Here is a 21,083-nt window from a genome sequence, read left to right on the forward strand (position 1 = left end):
AAATTATTGGTGTGTTTTTTTTTAAAAGTGTGTGTTAAATTTTTTTGTAGAGTATAAAAGATGTTTGTGGTGGGGCCGGGCCGGGGGCAAGGGACTACACGGCGGGGTGGGTTGTTTTTGGTGGGGGGGGGGGATTCTTGGGGGGCGCCGCGGGGGCCCCCCAACGGGGATGGGGGCGGGGGGGGGCGGCCGGGGGGCCCGCCACCCCCGGCAGTTCTGCCCGGTACGCGCTAGACTGTTGGTCTTTCTGCCTTTCTTTTCGCCGACTCATGTCCGAGCACACCCCCGCCAGCCCCGAGACCCCCGCCGACAGCCACGAGAAGCGCGATTTCATCCGCCAGATCGTGCGCGAGGACCTGGCCAGCGGAAAGCACCAGGCGATCAAGACCCGCTTCCCGCCGGAGCCGAACGGCTACCTGCACATCGGTCATGCCAAGTCGATCTGCCTGAACTTCGGCATCGCCGGCGAGTTCAGCGGCGTCTGCAACCTGCGCTTCGACGACACCAACCCGGCCAAGGAAGATCCGGAATACGTGGCCGCGATCCAGGACGACGTGCGCTGGCTGGGCTTTGAGTGGAACGAGCTGCGCCATGCTTCGGACTACTTCCAGGCCTATTACCTGGCCGCCGAGAAGCTGATCGAACAGGGCAAGGCCTATGTCTGCGACCTGTCGGCTGAAGAAGTGCGCGCCTACCGCGGCACCCTGACCGAGCCGGGCCGTCCGTCGCCATGGCGCGACCGCAGCGTCGAGGAAAACCTCGACCTGTTCCGCCGCATGCGCGCCGGTGAATTCCCGGATGGCGCGCGCACCCTGCGCGCGAAGATCGACATGGCCAGCGGCAACATCAACCTGCGCGATCCTGCGCTGTACCGCATCAAGCACGTCGAGCACCAGAACACCGGCAACGCGTGGCCAATCTACCCGATGTACGACTTCGCCCATGCGCTGGGTGATTCGATCGAGGGCATCACCCACTCGCTGTGCACGCTGGAATTCGAAGACCACCGCCCGCTGTACGACTGGTGCGTGGACAACGTCGATTTCGCCCATGACCACGCGCTGACCCAGCCGCTGGTCGATGCCGGGCTGCCACGCGAAGCGGCCAAGCCGCGCCAGATCGAGTTCTCGCGCCTGAACATCAACTACACGGTGATGAGCAAGCGCAAGCTGATGGCGCTGGTCACCGAACAGCTGGTGGACGGCTGGGAAGACCCGCGCATGCCGACCCTGCAGGGCCTGCGCCGCCGTGGCTACACCCCGGCCGCGATGCGCCTGTTCGCCGAGCGCGTGGGCATCAGCAAGCAGAATTCGCTGATCGACTTCAGCGTGCTGGAAGGTGCACTGCGCGAGGACCTCGACAGCGCCGCACCACGCCGCATGGCGGTGGTCGATCCGGTCAAGCTGGTGCTGACCAACCTTCCGGAAGGCCACGAAGAACTGCTGACCTTCAGCAACCACCCGAAGGACGAGAGCTTCGGCAGCCGCGAAGTTCCGTTCGCCCGCGAAGTGTGGATCGATCGCGAGGACTTCGCCGAAGTGCCGCCGAAGGGCTGGAAGCGCCTGGTGCCGGGCGGCGAAGTGCGCCTGCGTGGCGCCGGCATCATCCGCTGCGACGAAGTGATCAAGGATGCCGACGGCACCATCATCGAACTGCGCGGCTGGCTCGATCCGGAATCGCGTCCGGGCATGGAAGGCGCCAACCGCAAGGTCAAGGGCACCATCCACTGGGTCAGCGCCGTGCACGGCGTGCCGGCCGAGATCCGCCTGTACGACCGCCTGTTCTCGGTGCCGAACCCGGATGACGAATCGGAAGGCAAGACCTACCGCGACTACCTGAACCCGGAGTCGCGCCGTACCGTCACCGGCTATGTCGAGCCGGCCGCAGCCAGCGCCGCACCGGAGCAGTCGTTCCAGTTCGAGCGCACCGGCTATTTCGTCGCCGACCGCCGCGATCACACCGAAGCCAAGCCGGTGTTCAACCGCAGCGTGACCCTGCGCGACACCTGGTCGGCCTGAGGACCTGCGCGGGCGCCGGGATGGCGCCCGCACACTTCCGACGATGATCACCGCCCTGTCCGCCCTGCTCTGGTTCATCTCGCAGCATCCGCTGCTGACGTTCTTTGCAGCAATGGTGTTGGCCGGGCTGGTCTCGTGGTGGCGGCGTTCGCCGGTCTACGCCATCGTGGTGTTTCCGCTGGCGATGCTCAACATCTTCCTCGGCAGCTTCCTCAACGCCACTTTCCTCAATGCGGTGGGCGAGCGCGGTGAAGCCGTGATCGTGAAGGCCGAGGAAACCAATTCCACGCTCAACGAACAGTACATCTGGCGTTACGAAGCGGTGTTGCGCACCGCCAAGGGCCGCGACGTGGAGGTGGTGTTCCATACCAACACCGCCTCGCTGTGGCCGCTGGAGAACGCCATCCGTATCCCTGCGCAGGACCAGCCGTTCGTCGTGAAGTACACGCCGGGCTTCCCACGCAACTTCGTCATCCTCACCAACGAATCGCCGCACGGCATCGCGCAAGCCCGTGCCAGCGCGCGCGAGCGGGTGGAGGTGGCGGCGCGCAAGCTGCACTTCAGCCCGGGCAATGCCGGTTTCCGCGCGGACTATCGCCGCGAGCTGGAAAGCTGGCTGCGCGACCACGGCAACGACCCGCAGCAGCAGTCCGACGCGCAGCGCTATCGCGCCGAACTGGATGCGCTCAACCGCTAGCACCAGGCCCGGCCTGGATGCTCCACCCGATCCATCCACAGGCCCGACATGACCACGACGTCCACCGCCCTCCTCCCACTGCTGCAGCAGGCGCTGCAGGACGCCAGCGTCGCCAGCCGCATCGACGGCAACGCGCTGCTGCTGGACAGCGGACTGCGCCTGACCCCACATGCGATGGCCGCACACGCGCGCGACAACGGCGGCTGGCAGACCTCCACCGTCATCGAAAGCCAGCATCCGCTGCTGTTCGCTGACGGCCTGTTCGAGTACCAGCACGCCAACGGTACCGATGAACAGGCATCGCTGCTGGCCGGCTTCCAGGCCTGGGCACGGGTGGACCTGGTGACCCTGCAGACCGCGATCGGCGCCGAAGACGCACAGGGCCTGCCGATGATGGGCCTGACCTATCCGGCCGGCGATGACGGCCAGGAACACGAACGCACCGTGGTGCTGGGTCCGCTGGCGCATTACCGCGAGCACGAGGTGGACGCCAGCACCTGCAGCGAGGACGACCATGGGTCCTGTCCGTGCTGCCTGTTCACCAGGAGCATGGACGCCTTCGACGAACTGCTGAAAGCGCGCCCGTTCCTGGCCATCCGCCTGTTCGCCTCGCGCGATGCCGATGGCCAGTGCGAGGTCGATTGCCGGGTCAATGGCCACGACTTCGCCGCTGCCCTGCCATTGCTGCGCGCGTATGCCGCCAGCTGGCCGCAGGCCGGGCTGGAGTTCCGCAAGCAGTACGTGGTGATCCGCACCGGCTCGCCCGGCTGACCCACCGCCACACCCGATACAGGCCGGTGCGGCTACACTGCGCGCCGGTTTCCCAAGCAACCGCACCTTCTTCCATTCCCTACGAGGCACCCCCGCGATGCTGTACGCGCAAGTCCACCTGACCCTTCCCGCCTGGATCCACGACCAGATCGACCTGGATCGTCGATATCCGGGCGATGAGGCCAAGGTCGCGCTGGCGATCGAGCTGTCGCGGTTGAACGTCGAGCACGCCAGTGGCGGCCCGTTCGGCGCCGTGGTGTTCGGCCCGGATGACAAGGTGATCGCCGCCGGCGTGAACCGGGTGATGCCGCACGCCACTTCGCTGGCGCATGCCGAGAACATGGCCTCCATGCTGGCCCAGCAGCGCCTGCAGACCCCGCGCCTGAACGCGGTGCTGTCGCCGGTCACCCTGGCCACCAGTTCGCAGCCATGCTGCCAGTGCTACGGCGCCACCGTATGGGCGGGCATCGACCGCCTGCTGATCGGTGCCAGTGCAGCCGACGTCGAAGAACTGACCCCGTTCGACGAAGGCCCGCTGCCGGCCGACTGGGTCGGCGAGCTCAACAAGCGTGGCATCGAAGTGGTGCAGGGCCTGAACCGCGACGCCGCGCGCAGCGTGCTGCGTGCCTATGGGGAAAGCGATGGCGCCCGTTACTGAAACCGGCATCGGCCTGCTGTGCCTGTGCCGGCAGGGTTTCGAGCCCGAGCTGGCCGGCGAACTGCAGTTCCGTGCCGGCGAAGCCGGTTTCGCCGGTTATGCGCGCACCCAGCGCAATGACGGCTACGTGCTGTTCATGTGCGACGAGGCCGCGGCGCTGGCACCGCGCCTGCGCTGGCGCGAACTGATCTTCGCGCGGCAGAAGCTGGTTGTGCTCGCTGAGCTGCCACAGCTGGATCCGGCCGACCGCATCACGCCGATGCTGGAGGTGCTGGCCGATGCGCCGCGCTTCGGCGACCTGTGGGTGGAGCATCCCGATTCCGACGCTGGCAAGCCGTTGTCCGGGCTGGCGCGTGCCTTCGGCAACGCGTTGCGCCCGGCGCTGCGCAAGGCCGGCAAGCTCAGCGACAAGCCGAACACCCGCCTGCCGCGCCTGCATGTGGTGTTCGTCGACGGTACCCACGCCTTCGTCTGCGTGGCCGACCCGGCCGACAGCGCGCCGTGGGCACTGGGCATTCCGCGCCTGAAGCTGCTGCCCGAAGCGCCTTCGCGTTCGGCGCTGAAGCTGGACGAAGCGCTGCTGACCCTGCTGACGCCGGAAGAACGCGAGACGCTGGCCAAGCCCGGCATGCGCGCGGCCGACCTTGGCGCCGCCCCAGGTGGCTGGACCTGGGTGCTCACCCGGCAGCACATGCACGTGCTGAGCATCGACAATGGCCCGCTGCGCCAGCACGTGCTGGACACCGGCCTGGTCGAGCACCTGCGCGCCGATGGCTTCCACTGGCATCCGGAACAACCGTTGGACTGGATGGTCTGCGACATGGTCGAGCAGCCGCGCCGCGTCGCCGAACGCATGGCCACCTGGTTCCGCGAGGGCTGGTGCAGGCATGCGATCTTCAATCTGAAGCTGCCGATGAAGAAGCGCTGGGACGAGACCCGGCTGTGCCTGGACCTGTTCCAGGACCAGGCCGGCAAGCCGCTGGTGGTGCGCGCCAAGCAGCTCTATCACGATCGTGAAGAGATCACCGTGCTGGCCTCGCCGCTGCGCTGATCCGTCATCGGCGGCACAGGTTGCCGGGAGTACGCTCCCGGTACCCTCTGGCAAGGAGCCTGTCATGAACCTTCCCCGTTCCGCCGTGCTGGTGGCCACCCTGCTGGCTTCGGTACCGGCGATGGCCCAGCATGGTCCGTCCACCCCTGCGCAGAGCCAGCCGCTGGGCCCGACCGGCGGCGCCATCCGTCAGCAGCCCCTGGATGCCGGCCGCGTCACCGGCAGCGTCGATATTCCGCAGCCGGCCGGCGAGGCACAGGTGACCGTGCGCTCGCTGGAACCCAGCAGCGTGGTTGGCCAGTACCGCATCCGCTTCAGCGACCTTGACGTGAATGGCGACGGTTTCATCAGCCGCGAGGAAGCACAGGCCAACCCGGCGCTGGCCGATGAGTTCAATGCGTTGGACGTGAAGCGTCGCGGCAAGCTGGATCGTGCAGACCTGGCCGGTTGGCTGGTGGATTGAAAAAGGGGACGGAGGGGATTAAGTCGTATGTGCACATACGACTTAATCCCCTCCGTCCCCTTTTTTGATCACCGACGGCGCGCGCACGATCCGCTATCGGTAGGTGCCAAAGCGGCGTCCCGTGGTTGGTAACACGCCAGCGACGCCCGTCGCGTCGTGCGGTCTGAATTCCGGTCAGACGCCGGCGGCGCGCTTCCAGAACGCCTGCACCAGCGGCGGCCATCGGCCGACGCAGCCCAGCGCACGGCCCCGGGCCAGGGTCAGGTGCATTTCGTCGTTGGAGAACAGGCGGTTGATCGCATCGAAGCTGTAGGCGGCGATGTGGTTGTCGCTCCGCCGTTCACGTGCCCAGCGCTGCAGGCGCTGCGGCGACAGCCGCGGTTGGCCGCGGCGCTCTGCCGAGGGTGCCAGCCACTGCTGCAGGGCGGCGACATCACGCAGCCCCAGGTTCACGCCCTGCCCGGCCAGCGGATGCACCACATGCGCCGCGTCACCCAACGCCAGCACACGACCGGCCACGTAGTGACGGGCCAGCTGGCGGCGCAGCGGGAATGCCGCACGCGATGAGGCCAACCGCAGCTCACCCAGGCGTGCCGCGAAGGCGCGGGTCAGTTCGCGGTTGAAGCTGTCCTCGTCCAGCGCCAGAACACGCGCCGCCTCGTCCTCGGGCAGGGTCCAGACGATCGAGCTGCGGCGTTCGGCCACCGGCAACAACGCCAGCGGCCCGCTTGGCAGAAAGCGCTGCCAGGCCGTGGCCTGGTTGGGAAGATCGCTGTCCACGTAGGCCACCACGCCACGCTGGTGGTAGTCATGGCGTTCCACCTCGATCCCGGCCAGCTGGCGGAGGGTCGATTCGGCGCCGTCGGCGGCCACCGCCAACGCCGCTTCCAGGCGACGCCCGTCATCCAGGCGCAGGCGCACGCCGTCCTCGTCCTGCTCCAGCGCGTCCACCCGTGCCGGGCAGTGCAGCTGCACACCCGCCGCCGGCAGCGCCGACCACAGGCGGTCCTGCAGCAGCCCGTTCTCGACGATGTAGCCCAGTTCGCGACGGCCGAAGCGATCGGCGTCGAACAGCAGATCCTCGCCACCGGCAGCGTCCCACACCTGCATGCGCCGGTAGGGCCATGCACGGGCCTGCGCGATCGCCGGCCACACACCAAGACGATTCAGCAGCTGTACGTTGTCGGCAGCGAAGGCGAACACGCGCAGGTCCGGCTGTGCGGCCTGCCACGGCGCCGGTTCGCGACCTTCCACCAGCGCCACCGACAGGCCAGCATCAGCCAGCGCCAGCGCACACGCGGCACCGACCACGCCACCGCCGATGATGGCCACATCAAGACGCGCGCGCCGGCTCATGCCGCTTCTCCACGGCACAGCCGCGGCACCTCGCCGCGGAAGCCCATCGCACCACCGACCAGCATCGATTGCACCGAGGCGCGCTGCGCGGCCACCAGGCCGAGGCTGCGCAGCGGCCGCATCAACGGCGCCGGATTGCTGGTCAGGCGCGCAAGCCCGCCGGAGAACGCCACCGTCTGCCGGCGGTCCTCTTCGCGGCGCGCGACATAGGCCTGCAGCAGTGCATCGCTGCCGGCATCCTCATGCGCATCCTCCAGCAGTTCAGCCAGGGTCAGCGCATCGCGCAGGCCCAGGTTGAAGCCCTGCGCCCCCAGCGGATGGATGGTCTGCGCGGCATTGCCGAGCAGCACCGCGCGCTCTCCGGCCAACGCGCGCGCCAGCACCTGGATGAGCGGATAAGCACTGCGCGGGCCGGATTCGAGCAGCCGGCCGGCGCGCCAGCCGATCGCGTTCTGCAGGCGTTGCAGCCAAGCCGCATCGTCCAGCGCCATCACCGCATCGGCCTGGTCGCGCGCAACACCGTGCACGGTGCCGAAGTGGCGATCACCACGCGGCAGCAGGGCGGTCGGGCCGGTATCGGTGAAGCGCTCCCAGGCGGTGCCGTCCGGCGCGCGCTGGCTGCGCACGCGGGCCACGAACAGGGTCTGCTGGAAATCATGGCGGTCGACCTCGATGCCGAGCGCGCCGCGCACGCCACTGGTCGTGCCATCGGCCCCCACCACCAGCCGGGCCTGCAGCACGCGTTCGCCGGTCTCGTCGGCCACCCGCACCTGGCGGTAGCCATCGACCACCTCGCCCAGGCCCAGGAAGCGCATGGGCCGGTAGCGCCGCAGCCGCGGCAGCTCCTGCAGGCGCGCTTCCAGCGCCTGGCCGAAGTCCCGCGCCACCACCACCTGGCCGAACCACGGCCGGTCGTAGTCGGAAGCCTCCAGCTGCACGCGGCCGAAATCGCCGGCGCGGCTGACGTGGATGCGGCGGATCGGGCCCGGCGCCATCGCCAGCTTCTGCATGACCCCCAGCGCGGTCAGCGCATTGACCGTGGCAGCGGCAAAACTGAGGTTGCGCTGGTCGAATACCGCCGGCAGCTCGCCGGCCGGGCTGGCCTCGAGCAGGCCCACATCGCGGCCCAGGCGGTCCAGGGCGATGGCCAGGCTGGCACCGACCAGGCCACCACCGACGATCAGCACGTCATGTCGTTCACTCATGATGTTCATGATACGCGCTCGCCCTGCCCGAACACCCAACATCACCCGACCTGCGCCAACCGGCGCGGCGGGCTAGAATGAAACCTGAATCCGCTCCGGGCCCGCTGCCATGTCCGCCACCGCCAACCGCGCCTTCGTCCTGTCCGTCCTTGTGCTGTTGCTGGCGGCGACCCGGGTCAACCACTTCGCGGCGATCCCCGATGCCTCCTGGGCGGTGTTCTTCATCGGTGGCTTCTACCTGGCCACGTGGACACGCTGGGCGTTTCCGCTGTTGATGGTGTTCGCCGTGCTGGTGGACTGGATCGTGATCCGCAGCAGCGGCCTGGATTTCTGGCAGCACTACTGCGTGTCGCCGGGTTACTGGCTGCTGCTGCCGGCATACTTCTCGCTGTGGGCCGGCGGCATGCTGCTGGGCCGCAACTACCAGGGCGCACGCTGGCCGGTGCTGGCCAAGGGTACGCTGCTGCTGGTGGCCTCGGTGGCGGTCTGCCACCTGCTGGCGCAGGGCGGTTTCTACTGGACCACCCGCAACGTGGCCGAGCCGACGCTGGCCGGCTGGGCGCAGAACTACGCACAATGGTTCGGCCCCTACCTGCGCACCACCGCGATCTACGTGGCGCTGGCGGCGGCATTGCAGCTGGCCGTGGAGCAGGTACTGAAGCTCCAGCAGGCCCGCCGCGACATCCGGCACTGAGCCGCGCCATGGGTCATCGCCTCTCGCGCATCTATACCCGCACCGGCGACGACGGCAGTACCGGCCTCGGCGACGGCCAGCGCGTCGGCAAGGACGACGCCCGGGTGGCGTCCTACGGCACCGTCGATGAAGCCAACGCTGCGCTTGGCCTGCTGCTTGCCACCGCGCTGCCCGAGGATGTCCGCGCGCTGGTGGTGCATCTGCAGCACCAACTGTTCGACCTGGGTGCCGAGCTGTGCATCCCCGGCCACGCCGCCATCCACGCCGCCGATGTCTCGGCACTGGAACAGCAGCTGGACCACTACAACGCCAACCTGCCGATGTTGAAGGAGTTCATCCTGCCGGCCGGTGGCGAGGCCGCCGCACGCTGCCACCTGGCCCGCACCATCGTCCGCCGCGCCGAGCGCGAGACGGTCACCCTGGCCCGCCACGAAGCCGTGCGCAGCGAGGCGTTGCAGTACCTCAACCGGCTGTCGGACCTGTTGTTCGTGCTGGCCCGCGTACTGGCCCGCGCCGACGGCCATGGCGAAGCGCTGTGGCAGCCACAGCAGCGCCAGCGCTGAGTCGGCACGATGCTGGTCTTCACCCATCCGTCCTGCCTGCTGCATGACCCCGGCCCTGGCCATCCGGAGTGCCCGCAACGCCTGCAGCAAGTACTCGATGCCCTGCACGCCGCGTTCCCCGGCCAGCTCGACTGGCGCGAGGCGCCGCCGGCCAAGTTCGGCGAACTGACCCGGGTCCACGACAGTGCCCTGCTCGACTTCGTGCTGCAGCCGCAGAGCGCGCCGCTGCGCCAGCTGGACATGGACACCTGGACCTCGCCGGGCTCGGCCAGTGCCGCCGTGCACGCCGCCGGCGCCGGGGTGGCCGCGGTCGATGCAGTGATGCTGGGCGAGGATCCGCTGGCGTTCTGCGCGGTGCGGCCCCCGGGCCACCACGCCACCAGCAGCACCGCGATGGGCTTCTGCCTGCTCAACAACATTGCCATTGCCGCAGCCCATGCCCGCGACCGCCATGGGCTGGAGCGGATCGCGGTGGTCGATTTCGATGTCCACCATGGCAACGGCACCCAGGACATCTTCCAGCACGACGCCCGGGTCTCGTACTACAGCACCCACCAGGCCGGCCTGTTCCCCAATTCCGGCCTGCGCCGCGACCGCGGTGCCGGCAACCTGATGAACATCCTGCTGCCCCCCGGCAGTGGCGGTTTCCGCTTCCGCAACGTGTGGGCCGACGAGATGCTGCCGGCCATCGACGACTTCCGCCCTCAGCTGCTGCTGATCTCGGCCGGCTTCGATGCCCACCTGCGCGACCCGCAGGCCGACCTGATGCTTGAAACCGACGATTTCGCCTGGATCACCCGGGAACTGCATGCGCTGGCGCGCCGCCATGCGGCCGGCCGGGTGGTCTCGATGCTGGAAGGCGGCTATGACCTGCAGGCCCTTGCCGAGTGCAGCGTGGCCCATGTCCGGGCCCTGCTGCTGCCCCCTCCCGGCAGCATCTCCGGATGAACCCGAGCCGGCAGGCTCCGGCGTCCTTCATTGCCCCTATGCAAGGGATGGGGCAAGCTACCGTCCGTTTTCGCCCGAATCCGAACCGCGTGCGCCGAGCCCTCCGCCTGCTTCCCCTGCCTCTGAGCATCGCCATCTGCCTGCCGGCAATGGCCGATGAAAAGCCGCTCAACTGGGGCCTGTGCCCGGCTACCGACGTGATTCCCGCGTTCACCGATGCCCCCACCCCGGTCCCGGGGCAGGACAAGGCCGCCGCCAGCGCTGCGCGCGAGCAGCAGCCGACCGACATCGAGGGTGACCAGCTGCTGGGCACGACCACCGTGCCGCAGTACGAAGGCAACGTGGCCCTGCGCCGCGGCGACCAGTTCGTCGGCACCGACAAGCTCAGCTTCGATACCGAGAGCGGCAACTACATCGCCGACGGCAATGTCCGCTACCAGGACTCCTCGATCCGCATGGTCGCCAAGCGCGCCGAGGGCAACCAGGAAAGCGACACCCACAAGATCACCGACATCAAGTACCAGCTGGTGTCGCGCCGCGGCAACGGCGATGCCGAGTCGGTCGACCTGCAGGGCGCGGTCGGCCAGATGCACCGCTCCACCTACACCACCTGCGACCCGTCACAGCCGGTGTGGAAACTGTCGGCGCCGCAGATCGAAGTGGACAACGACGAGGGCTTCGGCACCGCCCGCAACGCCGTGCTGCGGATCGGCAAGGTACCGGTGCTGTGGGCGCCGTACTTCAAGTTCCCGATCGACGACCGCCGCAAGACCGGCCTGCTGTTCCCGCAGCTGGGCATGTCCGGGCGCAACGGTTTCGACTACGCACAGCCGATCTACTTCAACCTGGCGCCGAACTACGACGACACGTTGACCCCGCGCTACATGAGCCGGCGCGGCCTGATGCTCGACAACGAGTTCCGCTATCTCTACAACGGCGGCCGCGGTGAACTGCTGACCGCGTTCATGCCCAACGACAAGCTGCGCGACCGCGACCGCGGCCGGGTGATGTTCAGCGGTTACCACAACGTGGACAGCCACTGGCAGGCCCGCGCCAACCTGGCCTGGGTCAGCGACGAGCGCTATGTCGAGGACTTCGCCAACCGCCTGGTCGGGGTGACTGCCTCGAACCTGCAGAGCACCGTGGGCCTGTACGGCACCGGCCGGAACTGGACGGCCGGCATCATGGCCGACCGCTGGCAGCTGACCGACTACACGCTCGATGAAGGCGCGCTGCCGTACAACCGCCAGCCGCGCCTGTACCTCAACTGGGACAAGCCGGTCCTGCCGTGGCTGGAAACCGGCATCTATGCCGAAGCCGTGCGCTTCACACACGACGACATCAACTTCAAGTACGGCGCTGATGCGGGACCCGACCTGCAGTACACGCGCAACGGTCGCCGGAAGACCGAGGGCTTGAATGTGAGCGGCGGCTCGCGTCTGGACGTGAAGCCGTACGTGTCGTTCCCGATCAGCGGCGCGGCCTGGTACATCACGCCGACCCTGGCCTACCGCTATACCGCCTACCAGCTGGATCGCGGCCTGGCCGACGGCGTGGACGGTATCCGTGGCCAGATCCTGCGTTCGCAGGGCATCGACCCGAACACCGCCACACCGGAACAGCTGCGCGGCAACACCTCGCCCAGCCGCAGCCTGCCGATCGGCAGCATCGACGCCGGCCTGTTCTTCGACCGCGAGACCCGTATCGGCGGCAAGTCCTTCCTGCAGACCCTGGAACCGCGCCTGTTCTACCTGCGCACGCCGTACCGCAACCAGGACGAGCTGCCGATCTTCGATACGCGTGACTTCACCTTCAGCTGGGGCCAGCTGTTCCGCGACTCGCGCTATACCGGCGCCGACCGCCAGAACGATGCCAATCAGCTGACCCTGGCACTGAGTACCCGGTTCATCGACCAGACCACCGGCAAGGAACGGTTCTCGGCTTCGATCGGCCAGATCCAGTATTTCGACGAGTCGCGGGTGACCGTCACTCCGGGCGGCGCGCCGGTGGAAAAGGGCAAGTCGGCGTGGATCGCCGACGGCAACTACATGATCAGCGACCGCTGGACCCTGGGTGCCACCTACCAGTGGGACCCGAAGTACAAGCGCGAGGATCTGGCCAGCGTCCGTGCCCGCTACCTGATGCCCAACGATGGCGTGATCAACCTGAGCTACCGCTACCGCATCAACTCGGGCGCCCCGGCCACCGCCAACAAGCACGACCGTACCCCGCTGGAACAGGCCGACCTGTCGTTCCTGTACCCGCTGAATGCGCGCTGGAGCCTGGTCGGTCGCTACTACTACTCGCTGCAGGACAAGGAACCGCTGGAAATCATCGCCGGCGTCCAGTGGGACAGCTGCTGCCTGGCCGTGCGTGCGGTCGCCCGCCGTTACGTCCGCAACCGCGAAGGCGAGATGAACAACGCCATCCAGCTGGAGTTCGTGCTCAAGGGCCTGAGCTCCCTGGGGCAGGACACGGACCGTACCCTGCGCCGTGCTATCCTCGGCTACAACCGCGACGACCTCTATCTCGTGCCGCCGAGCAACACCGGGGCGACCCGGGATGACTACGATCCGAACCTGATCCCATGACCAAGCGCTTCCCCGTTCTTCTCGCCTCGCTGCTGGCGGTGTCCAGCGTGTCCGCCCCCCTGCAGGTACTTGCCCAGGAGGCGCAGCCGCTTGACCGCATCGCTGCCGTCGTCGATGAGGACGTGATCCTGCAGAGCGAGCTCCAGCGTGCGATCGCCAACATCAAGGCGCAGTACGCTGGCCGCGAAAACCAGCTTCCGCCGGAAGACGTGCTCAGCCGCCAGGTGCTCGAACGCCTGGTGCTGGTCAAGCTGCAGGTGGCCCGCGCCCAGGGCAGCGGGATCCGTGTCAGCGACCAGGAGCTGAACCAGGCGATGAACGCCATTGCCCAGCAGAACGGTTCGAACCTGGACGCGCTGCGCCAGCGCCTGGCCCATGACGGTATCGATTTCAACGATTTCCGTGCGTCGGTGCGTGACGAGATCACCGTGCAGCGCCTGCGCCAGAGCTTCGCGCAGAGCCGCATCAGCGTCAGCGAGGGTGAAGTCGACGCCGCGCTGAAGCAGCAGGCCGCGGTAGGCAACCAGTACCACCTGGCGCACATCCTGATCGCCCTGCCCGACGGTGCCAACGCCGACCAGATCGCCACCGGCCAGAAGAAGGCCGATGGCGTGAAGGCCCTGCTGGACAAGGGCGAGCTGGACTTCAACGCGGCGGCCGTGCGCTATTCGGACAGCCCGAACGCACTGGAAGGCGGCGATCTGGGCTGGCGCAGCCTGGATGAAATCCCGCAGGCCTTTGCCCAGTTGATGGAAAAGATGAAGCCGGGCGAGGTGGTCGGCCCGATCCGCGGCCCGAGCGGCTTCCAGCTGCTGAAGCTGGTGGAAGTGCGTGACAGCAGTTCCGCCGCCGGTGAGCAGACGGTCACCGAGTACCACGGCCGCCACATCCTGGTCCGCGTGGACGACAACCAGACCGATGCCGCTGCCAAGGCCAAGATCGATACCCTGCGCGCCCGCATTGCTGGCGGCGCCGACTTCCAGACCGTTGCCAGGGAGTCTTCCGAGGACAACAACAGCAAGGGCCAGGGCGGTGATCTCGGCTGGTTCCCGGCTGACGCGTTCGGTCCGGCCTTCGGCCAGCAGGTGAGTGGCCTGCAGGATGGTGGGGTCAGCCAGCCGTTCCGCACCGACGCCGGTTGGCACATCGTGCGGCGCGTGGCGACCCGCCAGACCGACGTGACCACCGACAACCAGCGTGCCCAGGTCCGCGAGACCATCGGCCGTCGGAAGCTGGAAGACGAGTACAACCGCTTCCTGCAGGAACTGCGTGGCGAAGCCTACGTCAGTTTCCGCAGCGGCGACCGCGCGGAAAACACCGCCACTCCGCCGCAGTCCTGACCGATGCGCCCCGAGCTCGCTCTGGTACCGGGCGAGCCCGCCGGGATCGGCCCGGAGCTGTGTGTCCGCCTCGTCCAGCAGCCGCGTGAAGATTGCCGGCTGCTGGCCTTCGCCGACCCGGACACCCTGCGCGCGGCCGCGGCCGCGCTGAACCTGCCCCTGCAACTGCTGCCCGAGGACGCCGAAGCACGCGTCCCGGGCGATCTGCGCCTGCGCGCCGTCCGCAACGCGGCGCCCAGCCACTTCGGCCAGGCCGATCCGGCCAATGCGAGCGCGGTCATCGGTGCCCTGCTCGGCGCCGGCCAGGCCTGCCTGTCCGGTGAGCTGCACGGTGTGGTGACCGGCCCGGTACACAAGGCGGTCATCAACGAAGGCGGCATTGCCTACAGTGGTACCACTGAACTGCTGGCCGACCAGGCCGGAGTGAAGGTGGTGATGATGCTGGCCAATCACATTGTCCGCGTGGCCCTGGCCACCACCCACCTGCCGCTGCGCGAGGTGGCCGATGCGATCACCGCGCCCAGCTTGGAACACACCCTGCGTACGGTGCATGCCGCGCTGCGCCGCGAGTTCGGCCTGCCTGCGCCGCGCATCGCGGTGCTCGGGCTGAACCCGCATGCCGGCGAAGACGGCCATCTGGGACGCGAGGAACTGGACCTGGTCATCCCCCTGCTGCAGCGCCTGCGCGCGGAGGGCATGGACCTGGTCGGCCCGCTGCCGGCCGACACCGCCTTCCTGCCGGCCAAGCTGGCCGGCTTCGACACCGTGCTGGCGATGTACCACGACCAGGGCCTGCCGGTGCTGAAGTATTCCGGCTTCGAGCAGGCGGTGAACCTGACTCTGGGCCTGCCCTACCCCCGCGTGGCGGTCGACCATGGCACCGCGCTGGACCTGGCCGGCCGCGGCATCGCCGATCCTTCCAGCCTGCAGGCGGCAACGACGCTGTGTGCGCAGCTGGCGCGGCAACGTACACTGAGCGCATGAATTCCCCGCATTCCCCCTCCGGCCCGGTGTTCACCGCACCGGCCAAGAAGCAGCTTGGCCAGCATTTCCTGGCCGATCGCCACTACATCGACAAGATCGTGATGGCGGTCAATCCGAAAGATGGTGACCGCCTGGTTGAAATTGGTCCAGGCCAGGGCGCCATCACCCTGCCGCTGCTGCGCGTGCACCCGAAGCTGACGGTGATCGAGTTCGACCGCGACCTGATCGCGCCGCTGACCGCCGCCGCCGAGCCGCTGGGCGAGCTGACCATCGTCCACCGCGACGTGCTGCGCGTGGACTTCACCGAACTGGCCGATGGCCAGCCGATCCGCCTGGTCGGCAACCTGCCCTACAACATCTCCTCGCCGATCCTGTTCCATGCGCTGGAGCATGCCGCGGTGATCCGCGATATGCACTTCATGCTGCAGAAGGAAGTGGTCGACCGCATGGCGGCTGGCCCCGGAAGCAAGGTGTATGGCCGCCTCAGCGTGATGCTGCAGGCCTACTGCCAGGTGACCTCGCTGTTCGTAGTGCCGCCGGGCGCGTTCCGGCCGCCGCCGAAGGTCGATTCCGCCGTGGTGCGGCTGGTGCCGCGTGACCCGGCCTCGATCAGCATCAACGACCACACGCGCTTCGCCGAGGTGGTCAAGGCCGCCTTCGGGCAGCGCCGCAAGACGCTGCGCAATGCCCTGAACAATGTGGTGTCCGCCGAGCAGTTCATCGCTGCCGGCGTGCGTCCCGATGCCCGCGCCGAACAGCTGGACGTGGCCGAATTCATCGCTTTGGCCAATGCCTCCTGATTACACTGCCGGTATGGAAGACGCTGACGTATATGCCATCTCCGTCGAAGTCGCGCCGCGCTTCCTCGACGATCAATCCGCGCCGGAAGACGGTCGCTTTGCGTTCGCCTACACGATCCGCATCCACAACCAAGGGCGGGTCGCCGCACGCCTGGTCGCACGCCACTGGCGCATCACCGATGCCAATGGCCGTGTCGAGCATGTCGATGGGGACGGGGTGATCGGCGAGCAGCCGCGGCTGCGCCCCGGTGAAGACTTCCGTTACACGTCCGGTGTCATGCTGGGAACCGATCACGGGACCATGCAGGGGCACTACGACATGGTCGCCGACGATGGCACCGAATTTGCCGCGCCGGTCGCACCGTTCGTGCTGGCCGTGCCGCGTACCCTGCACTGACACGGAGGCCGAACGATGAGTGTGTGGGCGATCGGCGACCTGCAGGGCTGCTACGACGTTACCCAGCGGTTGCTGGAGAAGATCCGCTTCGACCCGGCGCAGGACACCCTGTGGTTCTGCGGCGACCTGGTCAACCGTGGTGGCCAGTCGCTGGAGACGCTGCGGCTGGTGCATTCGCTGCGCGAGCACAGCGTGGTGGTGCTGGGCAACCATGATCTTTCGCTGCTGGCCGTCGGTGCACGCACCGAAGAGGAGCAGCGCAAGGTCAACCCGGACCTGCTGCGCATCGTGCAGGCCGAGGACCGCGACGAACTGCTGGACTGGCTGCGCCTGCAGAAGCTGGTGCATGTGGATCGCGAGCTGGGCTGGATGATGGTGCACGCCGGCCTGGCACCGAAGTGGACCACGCAGATGGCAGAGAAGCACGCTGCCGAAGTCGAGGTGCAGCTGCACGGCGCCGGCTACCGCAAGCTGTTCCGCAACATGTACGGCGACAAGCCAAGCTGGGCGCCGAACCTGTCCGGCTACGACCGTTCGCGCGCGATCATCAACGTGCTCACCCGCATGCGCTACTGCACCCCGCGCGGGCGCATCGGCATCGAGGACAAGGGCACCCCCGGCACGCAGGAACAGGGACTCTACCCCTGGTTCGAAGTACCGGGCCGGGTCGAGCGCGACCTCAAGATCGTCTGCGGCCACTGGTCGGCGCTGGGCCTGACCATCACCCAGGGCGTGCACGCCATCGACACCGGCGCAGTCTGGGGCGGCAAGCTGACCGCGATCCAGCTCGATACCGACGAGCTGCGCGTGGTGCAGGTGCCGGGCCGCGATGTACCGGCACCCGTACCCCACGCCCGCCCACCGGCGCGACCGGCGCACGAGCGCGCCTCCACTGCGGTGCAGGGCAAGGAACAGGGCGGCGGCAACGCCGCTGCTGCCAACCCGGGCAACCGTGGTCCGCGCCGTCGTCGCCGTCGAGGTGGTGGCGGTGGGGGCTCCGGTGGACCTCACAACAACGGCGCCGCGCCGCAGGCATGACGCGACGCGGCTGGGCACCATGGAGGGTGCTGCTGCTGACGCTAGCCCTGGCCAGCGGCTGCCAGCCTGCTTCGGCCCCGGCTCCCACCGGCGGCGGAAACGCCGTCCCCGCGCGTTCGCAGGCACAGGCGCCTTCGCCGCCACTGGTGGCTGCAGCGCGCGCGCAGATCGGCGTCACCACCCGTTACGATCCCGCCTACCAGGTCCTGTCCTATCCTGGCGGCGACGTCCCGCTTGATCGCGGCGTGTGCACCGACGTGGTGGTGCGCGCCCTGCGCAGCCAGGGCCTGGACCTGCAGGCGCGCGTGCATGAAGACATGCGCGGCAACTTCAGCGCGTATCCCGCGATCTGGGGCCTGTCACGGCCGGACCGCAACATTGATCATCGACGTGTGCCGAACCTGATGCGCTGGTTCGAACGGCAGGGCTGGCAGCAACCGATCACCGCCCTCGCCACCGACTATGCGGCCGGTGACATCGTGGCCTGGAAGCTCAACGGCAACGGTCTGCTGCATGTCGGCATCGTCTCCGACCGGAGGCTGGCCAATGGCACACCGCTGGTGCTGCACAACATCGCACGCGGCACGCGTGAAGAGAACCTGCTGTTCCAGCACGCGATCATCGGGCACTACCGGATGCCGTAGGCCCCTGTAGTGCTGGGCCATGCTCGGCTACGGGAGGGGTCAGGCAACAGCAGCCGAGCATGGCTCGGCTCTACAGGAAACCATCCTCAGCGGCGCACGTAATGCACGAAGCGGAACGCATAGGCGTGGCGGTCATCGGCCGGGTGCGGCTCGCTGCTCACTTCCCGCCAGTCCTGCACGTCCACCTCGGGGAAATGGGTATCCGCGGGGACTTCGGCATCCACCCAGGTCAGGTACAGGTCGCTGGCCTGGTCAAGCAGCTGACGGAAGATCTCGCCGCCGCCGATGATGCACAGCTCGCTGGCGCCCTCGCCTTCGGCAATCGCCTTCGCCTCGTCCAGCGACGCCACCGCGCGCATGCCCGCGAACGGCACCTGGCCGCTGCGGGTCAGCACCAGGTTGGTCCGCCCCGGCAGTACGCGGCCGATCGACTCGGCCGTCTTGCGCCCCATCAGGATCGGCTTGCCCAGGGTGAGCGCCTTGAAGTGCTTGAAATCATCCGGCAGATGCCAGGGCATCGCATTGCCCTGGCCGATGCCACGGTTGCGGTCCAGCGCCACGATCATCGAGAGCTTCATGGCACTCACACCGCCACCGGCGCCTTGATCGCCGGGTGCGGGTCATAGCCATCGATGCGGATGTCGTCGAACCGGAAGCCGAACAGGTCGGTCACCTCCGGGTTCAACCACAGCTTCGGCAGCGCGCGCGGTTCACGCGAAAGCTGCTCGCGCGCCTGCTCGAAGTGGTTCGAATACAGGTGCGCGTCGCCCAGCGTATGCACGAAGTCGCCCACCCCCAGGCCGGTGGCCTGCGCCACCATGTGGGTCAGCAGCGCATAGCTGGCGATGTTGAACGGCACGCCGAGGAAGATGTCGCCGCTGCGCTGGTACAGCTGGCAGCTGAGCTTGCCGTCCACCACGTAGAACTGGAACAGGTTGTGGCACGGCATCAGCGCCATCTGCGAAAGCTCGCCCACGTTCCAGGCGCTGACCACCAGCCGGCGCGAATCGGGGTTGCGCTTGATCTCGTCCACCAGCCACTGCATCTGGTCGATCTCGCGGCCATCGGCGGTGGCCCAGCTGCGCCACTGCCTGCCGTAGACCGGGCCGAGGTCGCCGTTCTCGTCGGCCCACTCGTCCCAGATGCGTACCTGGTTGTCTTTCAGGTAGCCGATGTTGGTATCGCCCTTCAGGAACCACAGCAGCTCGTGGATGATCGAGCGCAGGTGCAGTTTCTTGGTGGTGACCAGTGGGAAGCCGTCGGCCAGATTGAAACGCATCTGCCAGCCGAACACGCTGCGGGTACCGGTGCCGGTACGGTCGCTCTTCTCCGCGCCATGTTCCAGCACATGCGCGAGCAGATCCAGGTAGGCCTTCATGCCTTGCCCTCCGCAGCCATCACCGGTTGCGGCTGCAGCACCGGCGCGCGGCGCGACATCGCCAGCAGCACCAGGCCGAAGGCGATGAGCGGCAGGCTGAGGATCTGGCCACGGGTCAGCCAGTCGAAGGCCACATAGACGCCGTTGTCGGGCATGCGTACGAATTCGACGGCGAAGCGGAACAGGCCGTACATCAGCGCGAACAGGCCGCCGACCAGGTAACGGTGGCGCGGCTTGGCCGACACCGTCCACAGCACCACGAACATCACCAGGCCTTCCAGGAACGCTTCATACAGCTGCGAGGGATGGCGGGCGAACTGGTTCAGCGCGCCGGTGGCGAACTGCGCCTGCAGGGTCGCGTGGTCCAACTGGTTCAGCGGCGCCGGCAGGCCCGACGGGAACACCACGCCCCACGTGCCGTCGGTGTACTTGCCCCACAGCTCGGCGCCGATGAAGTTGCCGATGCGACCAAAACCCAGGCCCAGCGGTACCAGCGGCGCCATGAAATCCATGGTGTCGAAGAAGTGCAGCGCGTGCTTGCGCGACCACCACCAGCAGGCACCCAGCACGCCCAGCAGGCCGCCATGGAAGCTCATGCCACCGTCCCACACCTTGAACAGCAGCAGCGGGTTGTGCAGGAAATCCCCCAGCGCGTAGAACAGCATGTAGCCGATGCGGCCGCCCAGCACCACGCCGAGCATGGCGTAGAACAACAGGTCGGAGAAGCCGTTGGCATCGACGCCCGGCAGGCGCCCGGCGGCGATGCGCGTGCGGCCCAGCAGCCAGGCCGCAGTGAAGCCGAGCAGGTACATGATGCCGTACCAGTGCACCTTGATCGGCCCCAGCGAGAGGGCGATGGGGTCGATGTCGTGGAAATAGATCATGGAAGGTGCCTTGCGGTTGAACGCCTATTCTCGGGCCAGTGCCGCCCCGGCTCAACCAAGGAGCTGGGGCGAGTTCGGCAACGCGTCATCGTTCGACCGGGTCGAGGCCGGAAAGTGCCCTTCGATCAGGCTGGAGACCTCGTCGATGGCATCCTGCAGCGCTTCCACCGGATTGGAACCACGCAGGCCCTCGCGCAGATGGGTGCAGACCCGCTGCCACTGCGCCGGGCTGACCCGGCCATGCAGGCCGCGGTCGGCGACGATCTCGATGGCATGGTCGGCCAGCAGCAGGTAGATCAGCACGCCGTTGTTGTGGGCGGTGTCCCAGGTGCGCAGGCGTGCGAAGGCATGCTCGGCGGCCTGCCTCGGGGTGACCTTGTGCCACAACGCGGCCAGCGGCAGATCAGCCTCCACCGCAAACATCACCTGACCGCCGTGGCGCTGCTCACCGGCCGCGATGGCCTCGGTGATCGCCTGCAGCGTGGCTGGCGGGAACGCGCGACGTACCGACGGCGAACATACATGACGGAACAGACGTTGGATCATCACCAGCCTCCCGAAGCGCCACCGCCACCGGAACGGCCACCGCCGCCGCCCCAGCCG

Annotated in this window: 21 protein-coding genes and 1 pseudogene; 16 read left to right on the plus strand and 6 right to left on the minus strand. The window is 67.8% G+C overall.

The genetic code is table 11. The annotated features are described in order from the left end of the window. The first annotated feature begins 269 nt into the window (after positions 1-269). The 6 genes from WDC87_RS19595 (at position 270) to WDC87_RS19620 (ending at position 5,658) form a co-directional block, all read left to right on the plus strand. On the plus strand, positions 270-2,018 hold the full coding sequence (locus WDC87_RS19595) for a glutamine--tRNA ligase/YqeY domain fusion protein (protein WP_072167896.1): 1,749 nt from the start codon (positions 270-272) through the stop codon (positions 2,016-2,018). Positions 2,019-2,061: 43 nt separating this feature from the next. After that, positions 2,062-2,715, plus strand: coding sequence for a hypothetical protein (locus WDC87_RS19600; RefSeq protein WP_252745275.1), 654 nt, complete (start codon positions 2,062-2,064; stop codon positions 2,713-2,715). Between the two features lie 48 nt (positions 2,716-2,763). After that, positions 2,764-3,486 (plus strand): DUF6348 family protein, encoded by a 723-nt coding sequence (locus WDC87_RS19605; RefSeq protein WP_252745274.1) that lies wholly within the window; start codon positions 2,764-2,766, stop codon positions 3,484-3,486. 97 nt (positions 3,487-3,583) lie between these two features. Beyond that, complete coding sequence (locus WDC87_RS19610; RefSeq protein ID WP_252745273.1) at positions 3,584-4,144, plus strand: nucleoside deaminase; 561 nt, start codon at positions 3,584-3,586, stop codon at positions 4,142-4,144. Further along, positions 4,128-5,195, plus strand: a complete 1,068-nt coding sequence (rlmM, locus tag WDC87_RS19615; protein WP_088496053.1) for a 23S rRNA (cytidine(2498)-2'-O)-methyltransferase RlmM — start codon at positions 4,128-4,130, stop codon at positions 5,193-5,195. The genes WDC87_RS19610 and rlmM overlap by 17 nt, the downstream gene beginning before the upstream one ends. Before the next feature lie 64 nt (positions 5,196-5,259). Further along, positions 5,260-5,658, plus strand: coding sequence for a hypothetical protein (locus tag WDC87_RS19620; RefSeq protein WP_072167892.1), 399 nt, complete (start codon positions 5,260-5,262; stop codon positions 5,656-5,658). A 174-nt stretch (positions 5,659-5,832) separates the two neighbouring features. On the opposite strand, the gene WDC87_RS19625 is transcribed toward WDC87_RS19620, so the two are convergent. Both WDC87_RS19625 and ubiH read right to left on the minus strand, forming a co-directional pair. After that, entirely contained in the window at positions 5,833-7,014 is a 1,182-nt protein-coding gene (locus WDC87_RS19625; protein WP_088496055.1) for a UbiH/UbiF family hydroxylase, read from the minus strand. Beyond that, positions 7,011-8,219: a 2-octaprenyl-6-methoxyphenyl hydroxylase gene (ubiH, locus tag WDC87_RS19630; RefSeq protein WP_053500463.1), complete on the minus strand. Its 1,209-nt coding sequence runs from the start codon at positions 8,217-8,219 to the stop codon at positions 7,011-7,013. The genes WDC87_RS19625 and ubiH overlap by 4 nt, the downstream gene beginning before the upstream one ends. 109 nt (positions 8,220-8,328) lie before the next feature. On the opposite strand from ubiH, the gene WDC87_RS19635 reads away from it, so the two are divergent. The 10 genes and pseudogenes from WDC87_RS19635 (at position 8,329) to WDC87_RS19680 (ending at position 18,218) form a co-directional block, all read left to right on the plus strand. Further along, positions 8,329-8,913 carry a hypothetical protein gene (locus WDC87_RS19635; protein WP_069139530.1) on the plus strand — a complete coding sequence of 195 codons (585 nt, stop codon included), beginning with the start codon at positions 8,329-8,331 and terminating at the stop codon, positions 8,911-8,913. An 8-nt stretch (positions 8,914-8,921) separates the two neighbouring features. Then, positions 8,922-9,476 carry a cob(I)yrinic acid a,c-diamide adenosyltransferase gene (locus WDC87_RS19640; protein ID WP_072167889.1) on the plus strand — a complete coding sequence of 185 codons (555 nt, stop codon included), beginning with the start codon at positions 8,922-8,924 and terminating at the stop codon, positions 9,474-9,476. Between the two features lie 9 nt (positions 9,477-9,485). Beyond that, positions 9,486-10,424, plus strand: coding sequence for a histone deacetylase family protein (locus WDC87_RS19645; RefSeq protein WP_188241497.1), 939 nt, complete (start codon positions 9,486-9,488; stop codon positions 10,422-10,424). 89 nt (positions 10,425-10,513) lie between these two features. Next, the gene (lptD, locus tag WDC87_RS19650; RefSeq protein ID WP_252745272.1) at positions 10,514-13,015 is read left to right on the plus strand and encodes an LPS-assembly protein LptD; all 2,502 of its coding nucleotides are present in this window, start codon (positions 10,514-10,516) and stop codon (positions 13,013-13,015) included. After that, positions 13,012-14,340 (plus strand): annotated as a pseudogene (locus tag WDC87_RS19655) (peptidylprolyl isomerase); the annotation flags it as partial. The gene lptD and the pseudogene WDC87_RS19655, both read left to right, overlap by 4 nt. An 18-nt stretch (positions 14,341-14,358) precedes the next feature. Beyond that, entirely contained in the window at positions 14,359-15,339 is a 981-nt protein-coding gene (pdxA, locus tag WDC87_RS19660) for a 4-hydroxythreonine-4-phosphate dehydrogenase PdxA (RefSeq protein ID WP_111008015.1), read from the plus strand. Beyond that, on the plus strand, positions 15,336-16,139 hold the full coding sequence (gene rsmA, locus WDC87_RS19665) for a 16S rRNA (adenine(1518)-N(6)/adenine(1519)-N(6))-dimethyltransferase RsmA (RefSeq protein ID WP_061478350.1): 804 nt from the start codon (positions 15,336-15,338) through the stop codon (positions 16,137-16,139). Before pdxA ends, rsmA begins: the two co-directional genes overlap by 4 nt. A gap of 13 nt (positions 16,140-16,152) precedes the next feature. Then, entirely contained in the window at positions 16,153-16,536 is a 384-nt protein-coding gene (gene apaG / locus WDC87_RS19670) for a Co2+/Mg2+ efflux protein ApaG (protein WP_008268668.1), read from the plus strand. Between the two features lie 15 nt (positions 16,537-16,551). Then, positions 16,552-17,574 (plus strand): symmetrical bis(5'-nucleosyl)-tetraphosphatase, encoded by a 1,023-nt coding sequence (locus WDC87_RS19675; protein ID WP_088496059.1) that lies wholly within the window; start codon positions 16,552-16,554, stop codon positions 17,572-17,574. Further along, the gene (locus WDC87_RS19680; RefSeq protein ID WP_088496060.1) at positions 17,571-18,218 is read left to right on the plus strand and encodes a DUF1287 domain-containing protein; all 648 of its coding nucleotides are present in this window, start codon (positions 17,571-17,573) and stop codon (positions 18,216-18,218) included. The genes WDC87_RS19675 and WDC87_RS19680 overlap by 4 nt, the downstream gene beginning before the upstream one ends. 86 nt (positions 18,219-18,304) lie before the next feature. Here WDC87_RS19680 and WDC87_RS19685 read toward each other — a convergent pair whose 3' ends face one another. From WDC87_RS19685 to WDC87_RS19700, 4 genes are read right to left on the minus strand one after another with little or no spacing between them, the layout of a single operon-like run. Beyond that, a complete protein-coding gene (locus WDC87_RS19685; protein WP_072167883.1) occupies positions 18,305-18,796 on the minus strand; it encodes a dihydrofolate reductase in 492 nt (163 codons plus the stop codon). A gap of 5 nt (positions 18,797-18,801) precedes the next feature. Next, on the minus strand, positions 18,802-19,596 hold the full coding sequence (locus WDC87_RS19690; RefSeq protein ID WP_252745270.1) for a thymidylate synthase: 795 nt from the start codon (positions 19,594-19,596) through the stop codon (positions 18,802-18,804). Further along, positions 19,593-20,480, minus strand: coding sequence for a prolipoprotein diacylglyceryl transferase (gene lgt / locus WDC87_RS19695; protein ID WP_005415341.1), 888 nt, complete (start codon positions 20,478-20,480; stop codon positions 19,593-19,595). Before lgt ends, WDC87_RS19690 begins: the two co-directional genes overlap by 4 nt. Positions 20,481-20,531: 51 nt before the next feature. Continuing rightward, positions 20,532-21,026, minus strand: a complete 495-nt coding sequence (locus WDC87_RS19700; RefSeq protein WP_005415340.1) for a TPM domain-containing protein — start codon at positions 21,024-21,026, stop codon at positions 20,532-20,534. Between the last annotated feature and the right edge of the window lie 57 nt (positions 21,027-21,083).

This window comes from Stenotrophomonas maltophilia group sp. Smal12 (assembly GCF_037079935.1).
Classification (GTDB): domain Bacteria; phylum Pseudomonadota; class Gammaproteobacteria; order Xanthomonadales; family Xanthomonadaceae; genus Stenotrophomonas; species Stenotrophomonas sepilia.